Annotated in this window: 10 protein-coding genes; 4 read left to right on the forward strand and 6 right to left on the reverse strand. The window is 37.9% G+C overall.

The features are described from left to right. Both WBN20_RS15010 and WBN20_RS15015 read left to right on the forward strand, forming a co-directional pair. The coding region (locus WBN20_RS15010) for a DUF5723 family protein (RefSeq protein ID WP_424282267.1) at positions 1-761 on the forward strand (761 nt) is incomplete at its 5' end. A 12-nt stretch (positions 762-773) separates the two neighbouring features. Then, entirely contained in the window at positions 774-1,628 is an 855-nt protein-coding gene (locus tag WBN20_RS15015; protein WP_424282268.1) for a hypothetical protein, read from the forward strand. Here the strand turns inward: WBN20_RS15015 and WBN20_RS15020 are convergent. After that, positions 1,625-2,896 carry a replication-associated recombination protein A gene (locus WBN20_RS15020; RefSeq protein WP_424282269.1) on the reverse strand — a complete coding sequence of 424 codons (1,272 nt, stop codon included), beginning with the start codon at positions 2,894-2,896 and terminating at the stop codon, positions 1,625-1,627. The two genes, WBN20_RS15015 and WBN20_RS15020, sit on opposite strands and share 4 nt — an antisense overlap. Positions 2,897-3,048: 152 nt before the next feature. On the opposite strand from WBN20_RS15020, the gene WBN20_RS15025 reads away from it, so the two are divergent. Next, positions 3,049-3,792, forward strand: a complete 744-nt coding sequence (locus tag WBN20_RS15025; protein WP_424282270.1) for a rhomboid family intramembrane serine protease — start codon at positions 3,049-3,051, stop codon at positions 3,790-3,792. A 4-nt stretch (positions 3,793-3,796) separates the two neighbouring features. On the opposite strand, the gene rlmB is transcribed toward WBN20_RS15025, so the two are convergent. The 5 genes from rlmB to WBN20_RS15050 form a co-directional block, all read right to left on the reverse strand. Continuing rightward, positions 3,797-4,534 (reverse strand): 23S rRNA (guanosine(2251)-2'-O)-methyltransferase RlmB, encoded by a 738-nt coding sequence (gene rlmB / locus WBN20_RS15030; RefSeq protein ID WP_424282271.1) that lies wholly within the window; start codon positions 4,532-4,534, stop codon positions 3,797-3,799. Positions 4,535-4,601: 67 nt separating this feature from the next. Further along, positions 4,602-5,327 carry a hypothetical protein gene (locus tag WBN20_RS15035; protein ID WP_424282272.1) on the reverse strand — a complete coding sequence of 242 codons (726 nt, stop codon included), beginning with the start codon at positions 5,325-5,327 and terminating at the stop codon, positions 4,602-4,604. A 113-nt stretch (positions 5,328-5,440) separates the two neighbouring features. Further along, the gene (locus WBN20_RS15040) at positions 5,441-6,355 is read right to left on the reverse strand and encodes a hypothetical protein (protein ID WP_424282273.1); all 915 of its coding nucleotides are present in this window, start codon (positions 6,353-6,355) and stop codon (positions 5,441-5,443) included. Between the two features lie 19 nt (positions 6,356-6,374). Next, positions 6,375-8,039 carry a SusD/RagB family nutrient-binding outer membrane lipoprotein gene (locus WBN20_RS15045; RefSeq protein WP_424282274.1) on the reverse strand — a complete coding sequence of 555 codons (1,665 nt, stop codon included), beginning with the start codon at positions 8,037-8,039 and terminating at the stop codon, positions 6,375-6,377. A gap of 13 nt (positions 8,040-8,052) precedes the next feature. After that, the gene (locus tag WBN20_RS15050; protein ID WP_424282275.1) at positions 8,053-11,292 is read right to left on the reverse strand and encodes a SusC/RagA family TonB-linked outer membrane protein; all 3,240 of its coding nucleotides are present in this window, start codon (positions 11,290-11,292) and stop codon (positions 8,053-8,055) included. 518 nt (positions 11,293-11,810) lie between these two features. Between WBN20_RS15050 and rpsL the strand changes: the two genes are divergently transcribed. Beyond that, the coding region (gene rpsL, locus WBN20_RS15055) for a 30S ribosomal protein S12 (protein ID WP_424282276.1) at positions 11,811-12,060 on the forward strand (250 nt) is incomplete at its 3' end.

Genomic DNA, 12,060 nt, shown 5'->3' on the forward strand with positions numbered 1-12,060 from the left:
TAAGAACTTCGGGCCTGGATGCTCTTTTAGATGCCAATGATAACGGTGAAAGTTTGGGAAGTTTACTTACAAAAAGAGGACTTTTTGGTGGTGATCCTGGTCTTGGGTTTGACTTGGGAGTTACTTATAATATCAACAAACAAACAGTAATAACCGGAAGTCTTTTGGATATCGGATTATTATATCACACCACGGATGTAACAACTTATACACTTAATGGGAGTGATTCTGTTGAAGGGGTAGAAATTATTTTGCCAGAAGCACTTAGCGATCCTAATGCTGATTTTTGGGAAGATCTTGTAAACGAAATTGAAGAATTAATTCCCTTTGAAGAGAACAGTAAGAACTATGTAAGCTTCAGACCGATAAAATTTTATTCGTCAATTCGTTATAATTTTGGTAAGCAAGGAGAACCAACAGCAGATTGCGATTGTGACATTCAAACTGATAGTGGTGATAGATCTTTATATTATCTAAACAGTGTAGGGGGGCAATTTTACGCTATAAATAGGCCACGGGGTCCGCAATTTGCTGTAACGGCATTTTATCAAAGAAGATTTGCTAAAGTCCTGGCCCTAAAGGCGACTTATACCGTTAGTAAATTCACAGCCACCAATATAGGTTTGGGTATAAACCTCCAGGCCGGACCGGTTAACCTCTATATTATGGGAGATAATCTTCTGGCTTACGGTAATATCGCGGATGGCAATTACGCTTCTTTTCAATTAGGATTAAATATCATATCTTGGGAGAGAAATTGATATTTAATTTATATGAAAAATAGAATTTATTACTTGTTATTAATTTTTGCATTTTCATATGGTTTACAAGCCCAACTAAATGATTATAAATATGTTATTGTACCTAAAAATTTTGTAGGGTTTAAACATGAGAACCAGTATAAAACCAGTACGCTAATAAAATATCTTTTTCAACAAAAAGGCTTCAATGTAGTCTATGACGATAATTTACCCCAGGATTTAAATGCAAACAGATGTTTGGGGCTTTTAGTTCATTTAAATCATAAGTCGACAATGTTTGCTACAATTGCTTCTTTGACTTTAAAAGATTGCAATAACAAGGAAGTATTTGTCACAACCGAAGGAAAAAGTAAATCAAAGGACTATACCATAGGTTATAAGGAGGCTATAAGCTATGCTTTTAATTCTATAAATGCTATTTCCTACAACTATAAACCTGCTGACCAGAGCGAGCAGGTATCTATGCCAGTTGTTAAAAAGAATGAAAAAACAGAATTGAAGGAAATAAAAATTGAAGAACAGAAGAAGAGCCTTGATGTTACAAATGTAAATTCTAATCAGACCAGTGCGGAGATTGTACCTGAAAACAAATCAATAGCGGCTGCGGTAGTTACAACAGAAATTGCCGAGATTCCCAATATGGAAGATCCGGAAGTATGGTATGCCCAGCAAATACCAAACGGGTACCAATTAGTGGATAGCACACCTAAAATAAGATTAAAGGTTTATAAGACGTCTATGCCCAATATCTATATTGGCATCAATGAAAAAACTAAGGGTCTGGTATATTCTAAAAATTCAAAATGGTATTTTGAATATTATGAGTTAGACAAATTGCAAATAGAAGAATTGGCCATTAAATTCTAGTATTTATCTTTCCATCTTTTATCCAGAAATTCTCTAAGTGCCATTTCTCTTTTATTATTTGCAGGGATGTAGAAAGAAGTCCCTTTTATTTCGTCGGGAAGAAATTCCAGTTCTGTAAAATTATCTTCAAAGTCATGCGCGTATTTATAGTTTTCGCCATAACCCAGGTCCTTCATTAACTTGGTGGGGGCATTCCGCAAGGGTAGGGGAACAGATAAATCTCCCGTTTCTTTAACATTAGCCTGAGCTTTTTTGATAGCCATATAACTAGAATTGCTCTTCGGTGAAGTTGCCAGATAGATGGCACATTGGCTAAGAAGAATTCTGGCCTCCGGATATCCTATGGTAGTAACCGCTTGAAAAGTTGAATTAGCGATAACCAAGGCGGTAGGGTTGGCCATGCCAATGTCTTCAGATGCGGAAATTAATAGCCGTCGCGCTATAAACTTAACATCTTCTCCTCCTTCAATCATTCTGGCAAGCCAATAGACGGAACCGTTAGGGTCACTGCCGCGGATAGATTTTATAAAAGCGGAAACAATATCGTAATGTTGTTCCCCTGTTTTATCATATAGTACAGTGTTTTTCTGAACCTTATGCATTACCAATTTATCTGTGATAACAATATCTTTTTCATCTTCAGAAGAGACTACCAATTCAAAAATATTAAGCAGTTTTCTGCCATCACCTCCGGAAAGCCGCAAAAGAGCTTCTGTTTCTTCTAGCTCAATATTTTTTGACTTCAACATTATATCTTCGGCCATAGCTCTTTGTAATAATGCTTCTAAATCTTCTTTCCCAAAAGAATTAAGAATATAAACCTGGCAACGCGACAAAAGTGCGGGAATTACCTCAAAACTCGGGTTTTCCGTGGTCGCCCCAATTAATGTTACCCATCCTTTTTCTACCGCACCCAGTAAGGAATCCTGCTGTGATTTACTAAAACGATGGATCTCATCAATAAATAAAATTGGATTTTTAGCAGTGAATAAGCCACCACTTTGCTTTGCTTTATCTATTACTTCCCTAATATCCTTAACGCCACTGTTTATGGCACTTAAAGTATAAAAGGGACGTTCACTTTCATTTGCAATAATATGGGCCAAAGTTGTTTTTCCGGTCCCCGGCGGTCCCCAAAGAATTAGTGATGGAATAGTTCCTTTTTTTATCTGGATGGTTAAAGATCCATCTGCACCAACTAAATGGCGCTGGCTAATATAATCCTCAAGAGTTTTTGGACGTACCCGTTCTGCAAGTGGTTCATTCATATGATAAATGTAATAAATACGTTTTTACCTTGTATGCTAACTTAATTTATAATTAAGGTGGTAAATCTATAAACAAAAAGATTGCCCTGACAATTTATCATGTTTTGCATATATGGCCAATAATTTGAAGAAATAATATGTAATTTAATCTTATGTCGGAGGAAACCTATTTTAATTTTTCTAATAAAGTGCTGTTTGTTCCTATGGTAGCCGTACTTTTAATATGGACTGTTTTCTGGGTGGAGATTCGATTTCAGATCAATCTAAATCAGTACGGAATATATCCGAGAACTTTAATGGGATTAAGAGGCATACTTTTTAGTCCGTTTTTGCACGGCTCCGTTGAACATCTTTACAATAACACTATACCCATTGCAATCCTTACCGCTTCTTTGGTTTATTTTTACAGAAGTGTCTCCTTAAAAGTGCTGCTATGGGGGGTACTATTTTCCGGTTTGTTAACCTGGTTTATTGGAAGGCCGTCCTATCATATTGGCGCTAGTGGTCTAATATATGTTTTAGCCAGTTTTATCTTTTTCAAAGGGATTTTTACTAAACATTACAGGCTTGTGGCGCTTTCACTAATGGTTGTATTTATTTACGGAAGTTTATTGTGGTTTATATTTCCACTGAAGGACGATATTTCCTGGGAGGGTCATTTGTCCGGGTTTATTACAGGTTTGTTCTTTGCTCTTTTTGTAAAGGCTAAAATACCGAAAACTAAAAAGTATGCCTGGGAATTGGAAAATTACAATGAGGAGGAGGATGAATTTTTAAGGCATTTTGATGAAGATGGTAATTTCATTGAAGATAAATACGAAGTAGAAAAATCAGAAGACCCCACTTATAAAATAACCTACCACTATAAGGAAAATAAAACGAAAGACAAGACATAGTAATTTACAATGTTCTCTGCCTTACTACTTCATATAGAAAAACACCACAGGCTACCGAGACGTTTAGAGATCCAATTTCACCTAACAGTGGAAGTTTTGCCTTGTGATCAACAGTTTTAAGAATTGAAGGGGATATCCCGGATTCCTCTGAACCCATAATAATGGCGCAGGGCACTTTAAAATTTATATTGTAAATACTGTGTTCCGTTTTTTCCGTTGCCGCAATTACCTCTATTCCGGAAGCCTGCAAATAAAAAACAGCGTCTTTGAGATGATCTATTTTGGCGATGGGAACTTTAAAAGCAGCTCCTGCTGAAGTTTTTATGGTGTCTTCGGTTACAGGTGCAGCACCTTTTTTTTGAATGACAATTCCATCGACACCCGTACATTCTGCTGTTCGTATAATCGCCCCAAAGTTTCGTACATCAGACAATTGATCTAACAGGAGAAAGAGAGGAGCTTCTTTCTTTTGAATTACCTCTTCAACCAAGGTCTCAAAGTTGTGGAATTCGATTGGGGAAATATTTGCAATTACGCCCTGGTGGTTGTTTTTAGTAAGTCTGTTGAGTTTTTCCACGGGGACATAGGAGAAACTAATTCCATTTTCCCGGATCAGGGATTCTAATTCTTTATAAAGACTTCCACCCAGGCCCTTTTGAATGAATATCTTATCTATTGTACTTTTGGAATTAATAGCTTCAATTACGGCCCTTATGCCATAAATTCGGGAAGTTTTTTGCATGCCTTAAAGGTAAATAAAAAACCATCCTTAAATTCAAGGATGGTTTTATTATAAAAGTTAAATCCTATTAATTATTCATGTATTGAAATAATTTTATAAGGTCATCCTCTTTTTTAAGATTAATTTTTTCCTTGTTTACAAATGCCATCATTTTATCGCCTTCATCAGGAAATTGTTTTTTAAGATCCTTCTTTTTGTTACCCAATTTTTCGATCTTATCTTCATTAATTACATAAAACTCTTCAACTTTAGTAAACTTGGCCTTTACATCGCTAGACATTGGCGTTTCAGCTTTTTTAGGAGCGGTAAATTTAGCTCTAACCAATTTGTTTAATTGATAATTTCCATCAACAACTTCAACGAGGAACTTTCGTTCATAGGTATTGGTGTCAATGGTTAAGGTTTGAACAGTTATCTTGGTATTATCCTCCAGCTTAACAACAATACCTTCTATTTTCTTTACAGATTCAATTGGCGCATAAGGATCTTTTTTAAATTCCACATCATCCCGAAAGATATTGTAGCGAAATAAATAGTCCCCGTAGTTCTTTTCATTTAAAAATAATGATCCTCTCACAAATTCCTCTGTGAGGTAGGGGCTACCTATTACTTCCCGCATATCATAGATAACTTCTTTCTCTTCCATGAGTTTATCCTCAATGATATCTAAAATCTGTGAGGTGCTTTCAAAGTTGTGGTTACCCTTATAAACCGCCTGTGCAAAGGTTGTCGAGGAGCTTATTAAAAGGCCTAATAGTATTATAAATGAGGTGCAATTTGCTATATATTTCATATGGCTGTTTTTCTAAAATTAGTACTTTTCGTTTAGTTATACAAAATTTAAAAGAAGACCAAAAGAAAAGCCGCTTGTTTACAAGCGGCTTTTCAATACTATTATAACAGAACTTATTCGTTACACAAATTCAGTGCAAGAACTCCGGCTCCAGCTCCTTGGGGAGAGTCATATATAATCTCTCCACTATTTGGACCCGTTATCGTAAACGATATTTCTCCGTACTGATCTCCTGGAAAGAACCATTCTGCTGAAGTAATTCCAGCCGGGATGGTTACAATGTCTGAGGCCTGCGATGGTCCATCAACACAAGTAAATGCTGATGCCTCATAAATGGTGCACATACCAACTTCAAGAACGTCTCCTGAACTCAAGGTGATCGTGATTGGATCTCCTCCTGATGCAGTTGTTGTCTGCCAACCATCACCAAAAGTATCTACCATAGCCACCACATAGTCTCCTGCCGGAATAATAGCAGGCAAGCAAACTACTGTTGATGAAAATCTATGGTCTGCAGATTGGTTGTCAAAGTTGGCACTAACGTCAGAAAATGTTCCTTTCGGAGTAGTCAATGCAAGGCGGAAGTTAAAACTATCTCCACCTTCCAATTGAGCGGGAACAAGTCCCAGGCCACTCAATACCTGATCTCCCGCAACACTAAAGGTCACCTCAGGATATCCTCCGCTGGAAGTGTCAAAATCCCCGGTACCGGCAGATGCATATAATATCTCACCTGCACTTACGTTGGCTCCTGCGAAGCTTACAAATAATTCTACGAGGTTAACATCTGAACCCAGTGCAGGTGCAGGCGTTGTTAGTGTATAGGTTTTAGAGAAAGACGAACTTGCCGCATCATCCCTGTTAATATCCGTTGAACCTTCAGATGCTATCTGCGAAGCAAATGCGCCACCCGAAACCACTAAGGTCTCAAAGTTAACCGGCAATTTATCTGTGTCAGTCGAACAGGAGAATGTAATCATTCCCAGAGCGACTATATATACTATTGATTTTAAAAAGTTACTTTTCATTGCTGTATCTTTTTTTTAGTTAATAAATGAAGCCTGGAGAATTCGTATCCCAAAAGGTCTGATCCGTTAATGACTTCTGGCTTATATTAAAGTTCCTATCCACAGATGTACTTGGGTAAAGGAAAGTCCTTGGAAATGGACTTGTACCCAATAGCGTAGGGGACAAGTTAATTGGTGTTCCAGATCTTTTTAATAGATTATACCCTTCTACACCGTTTCCAAACAACGCTATCCAGTATTCTTTACCTACAACGGCCATTCTTTCGTCTGCGGATCCTGCTGCATCGTATAAACCTAAGACAAAAGTAACATAGGCTTCAATATCTGCATCATCCGGTACATTGGTAAAACTATCTGTATTCAAAAATCCGGTAACCGTAGCTATCGAAGCTCTTACACCTTCTTCCAACATGGCTCTTGGGTCATCGCTGGTACCTAAATACAGTGCTGCTTCAGCCCTCATAAAATAAACAAAGGAATCCATCATTATTGGCCAGATACCTGCGCCATCCAGTCCGTCTCCATCATCAATAGCTTCCGCATCGTTGTCATCATAACGTCCTCCTATAGGATAGGGACCAAAAGTTGCTCTTTTTTGGTTATCCGGTGGAATTCCGTCAGCGTTAGAGTGATTTCTACCCCAATAACCATCTCCTCTGTCAAATAAAGAACAGAATGCTAAAGGTACAGCTGATATAGCATCAACAGCTGGATAGGTTGCTGGTCTTGGATCGTTCCAGCAATCTATTTCATTATTAAGTGTTGCTTCATCTGAAGGGAATTCATCAACCTGTCTGTACACATAAAAGCGTTGTCTTGGATCATCCAATCCTTTTTCCACACCCAGGGCCCACATCATATAGTTGGTAATATACTCACCCGGGCTAGCTGCCTGGTATTCCTCAATATAATATGGATGCTTACTCAATGGAGATTGCGCTGTTCCGTACGTAAATTTAAAGTCATCTTCCGGACCAGTGATAATATCTCCTCCATTTATAAGAGCCGCTATATTAGATGCTGCTGCAGCTTGGTTGGTTAACCTAAGATTAAGATAATATTTAAGCTTAAGCGTGTTGGTTAAATTAATCCAGGAATCAATATCACCATCATAATACAAATCTAAATCAGGTTCAGCAGATGAGTCCTTAGCAAAATCGGCAAGAGCTGCATTTAAATCGGCTAAAGCTCCGTCGTAAACTAACTGTCCGCTATCTACTGTTGGAAATGAATTTTCATTCCCAAGTAAAGCTTCCGTGTAAGGCACATCACCAAAGAAATCTACCAGGGTCATTAAAGTATACGCTCTGATAACTTTAGCAATCCCTGCATGAATATAAAGATCTGATGATTCAGCAATGGGGATCAAAGTTTGAATATCCGGTAATACCTCTGCATATGCGTTGCTCCACATTGGAGTAATATTACCATTGGTGTTATTAAAGTTTACATCATATTCATCGAACATGTATTCCAATCGTACCGCTTCACCACCAGCTTCAGTTGCTTCCGAGAAGAATGCACCAAAATTCAACTGTATGCTGTTTAGAGTAAAGTCTACATTCAAATTGTCCGGACTTGGAGCATTTGGATCTGTCACTAAATCCAGGTCAGTTACTTCACAAGACCACAAAAGTCCGAAGAGTAGCATGAATGAAAATAATTTGTTACTATAATTCTTCATTACAATTTATTTTTTAAAATGTTAATTTCAGGTTTAGACCGTATCTTCTGGAATTCCAGGAAGTCAAATAATCCAATCCATTCGAGTTTCCAACACCCAGACTGTTAAGTTCAGGGTCAAAATTAATACTATCTGGAGTGTTAAATGCATCTACCCATAGGTTTTGACCTACCAGTGTAACAATCAGACTGCCAAATGGAGTCTTATCCAGGAATTTAGTGGGCATAGTGTACGCCAATGATAATTCCCTGAGTCTCAGGTGCGAAGCGTCAAAGACAGTTAACTCATCGGTTCCAAAGCCTATATTATTGAAATAAGCCTCTGTAGCCGTTGTCTGAATGTCGTTTGGCTGTCCGGTGGATTGTCTGATACCAGGTAAAATAATACTTTGCGTTCTGTCAAAGTCTGTTTCCTGAGATAATCCCCTACCGGTAATAGCACCAATAGTTGTAGATACAATATCACCACCATTCTGGTATTCCCACTGCATACTTAACATAAGCGATTTAAATCTTATAGAACTACCAATTGTCATGAACCAGTCCGGATTAGGATCCGCTATTATCCTGTTCTCAGGATCCTGAATCCAGTAACCGTTTTCATTTATCAAACGATTTCCTGCATCATCTCTAAGTACAGCACTTCCGAGGATAACACCTAATGGTTGTCCATTAATAGCCTGGTTGGAAGGAACATTAAAAATACCACCTACATAGATTTGTTCACCCTCCTGTAAACCTGAAACGGTACTCTCATTAATTGTATAATTACCATCTATTCTCCAGGTCCAGTTTTCAGATTGAACGGGAACCCCGTCAAAAGCAAGTTCAACACCTTTGTTGGTAACATTACCCGCGTTTACCGTTGTAGTGGTAAATCCACTTTCCGGTGGTATGGGTCTGTTAATAATTTGATCTTTCGTTTCCCTGGTGTAATAGGTAAAGTCAAATCCCAGGCGGTTATCCAAAAATCTTGCCTCTATACCAGCTTCTATTTCTGCAGATAATTCTGGTGTTAAATTCGAGTTTGCTAAAAGGTTATCAACACTTGTTGTTGTAACAGTAGCTCCATTTGCTGACTGGAAGGCCGCAGGGTTTAAGTTCAAGATATTTCTTGTTCTATACAGACCTGGGAAACCAGGAGCAGTACCATAAGATGCTCTTACCTTTAAATAGTTAAGACCATTTTGTGAGCGTATATCTGCAAAAGTCAAAGTAGGAATCCATGAAGCAGATGCACCCCATGAGAATTGAGCTCTATTGTCTTTTTCTAATCCTGAAAACCAATCTTCCCTTGCATTTGCAGTTAAGAATAACCATCCTTTGTAATCTGCTGTTGCAGTAGCATATACCGCCGGGTTATTACTTTCAGTTTCTCGCTGATAAGCCACTGTATTTGCAGGAAATGCGGTTCCTTCAATTATTGGACTATGGTTTACATAGTTGGCATGATTTTGAAGACCAAATACTATCTGATCCCTGCTTTCATTACCCTGTCGTTCAAAAACAATTCGTCTTGCCGTGAAACCTAAAGAACCATTTATACCCCAATTTTCGCCAAGGGACTTATTCACCGATGCGAAAAGAGTATGATCCCAAATGGTATTGTTCGCAACTGTGGTTTGTAAATAACCGTTTGGATGCAGACCATCATTAGCACCTTTATTAATAGATCTTTCAGAAGAAGTAACTGCATTATCCAGAGTGGTTCTCCAATTTACATTAATCCAGTCTGCGATATCATATTTGACATTAAATGCTCCAAATGCCCTGTTCGTATTGTTCGTGGATACAGTATTATTTAGTGTCCAAACCGGATTGGTTCTGTCATTACCCCCTCTATACCAAAGGCTTTCCCCTGTAATTGGATGTTGGGATGGTTCTGTGATATCAACACTCCTGGGCAGGTATAAGATATTCCATATCGAACTAACACCACCTGTACCGGCAGTAGAACTTGTTACGTCACTACCTGTAGAAGCATCTGTAAATGGTGATGAGATATCATTTTGAACATAATTTAATTTACCAGAGACGGTTAATTTATTATCAAACTTATATGTACCACCTACTGAAAAGTTATTTCTGATCAAGCGGTTATTAGGTATGAATCCCTGATCCTGTGTATTACCATAGGAAACACTATAATTACCTTTTTCGAAACTTCCTGCTGCCGTAACGGAGATCGTACTGATGGCACCTGTTCGGAAGAAGGCCTTTTGGGAATCATAAGGTCTGTATACTTGTTCCGGAGAGTCCAAATCTGCGCGATCCGGGAAAAGAACAGAAGGTTCTACCCCGAAATTGTTCAACAACATATTTCTGAATGCATTTGGGATAGTACGCTGGCTTGCAAAGTTTGCACCCCAGTTACTAAAGAAGGCACCATAAACATTTTGGAAACCATTACCCCAGTTATTTTGGTAATCAGGAAGCACAACATCATTAAAGAACATAGAAGTATTTACTGATACCTCAAATTTCTTGTTACTCGAAGCCCCGGTTTTCGTTGTAATAAGAATTACCCCATTACGACCAGCACTACCATAAATAGCCGTTGCACTAAGCCCCTTTAAGATGTTTACATTTTCTATATCGTTAGGATCCAAATCAGCAAACCTACTGGCTACGTTAGCAGATTGGAAGCTACCGGAAGATGCATCCTGATTCGCTGTATTTGAACCAGCATCAAAAGGGATACCATCAACAATAAATAAGGGTTGGTTATTCCCTGTAATAGACGAAGCACCACGTATAATGATGTTGGTACCACTACCTGTAACACCACCAGTACCTGTAATCCTTACACCGGCGGCTTTACCACGAAGGATTTTACCGATATCGGTATCTGCCCTGGATTCCAGTTCTTCGGAATTAACAGTGGTTACGGCATAACCTAATGCCTTTTTTTCCTGTTTGATACCCTGAGCTGTTACTACAACCTCTTCAAGGGCCTGGGCATCTTCCTGCATTTGCACATCATAGTTTAGAGCAGCTCCAATGACGACGCGCACATCTTTTTGACCAATGTAGGTAAAGATTAACGCCTGACCTTCTTGCCCTCTAATCTCGTATAAACCATCGAAATCAGTTTGGGTACCTGTAGTAGTACCTTCAACCAAGATGTTTACACCAGGTAAAGGTAAACCTTCAAAATCAGTGACCTTACCTGAAATCGTCTTGTCTTGCGCAAATGATAAATGCACAACAAACGCCAAAAGTAGCGTCAAGATTCCATTTAAATTTGTTCTCATTTTATAATTATTTGAATTAGCTAAGTGCGAAAATCCTAATTTCATGTTAATAATCCAAACTTATTTTAATAAAACTTTAAGAAGTAAGACAGAAAAAAAACAATTTCAAAGCCTATTGTTAAATATATTATCAAAATAAATGTTAAAAAATTGAGTAAAATGGTATATAACTCCCAATAAAATGATAAACGTGAGGAAAAATTAGAAATATGTTGCAAACTTAGCAATCGTATCGAGTTGGAATATTTAAAAATATCCTTGCGGGTTGAATTTGGGAAAACCTTGTGGTATCATATTCTCATCTTAAGACTCTAGTTATTGAAATTATTATCAATAGATATAATTAAGGTAGCTGTATATTAAGGTATAAGGTGACTCTTTTGCATCATTAAAACTACCTAATAAAAAGAGCAGAAAAAAAAATAGAGAAAATTATAGATTAGCATTTGAATTATAATGAATAATTACTACATTTGCCAGCCCTTAAATGAGGGTAGTATTTATACATATATAATAGTATGCCAACAATTTCACAATTAGTACGAAAAGGAAGGGCCACAATTACCAAGAAGAGTAAATCGGCTGCTTTGGATTCGTGCCCCCAGCGAAGAGGGGTCTGTACGCGGGTTTATACCACTACACCTAAGAAACCAAATTCTGCAATGCGAAAGGTTGCAAGAGTTAGGTTAACCAATGGTAAAGAGGTAAACGCATACATTCCCGGCGAAGGTCACAATCTCCAGGAGCACTCGATAGTATTGGTTAGAG

Source organism: Eudoraea sp. (genome assembly GCF_049665975.1).
GTDB lineage: Bacteria > Bacteroidota > Bacteroidia > Flavobacteriales > Flavobacteriaceae > Eudoraea.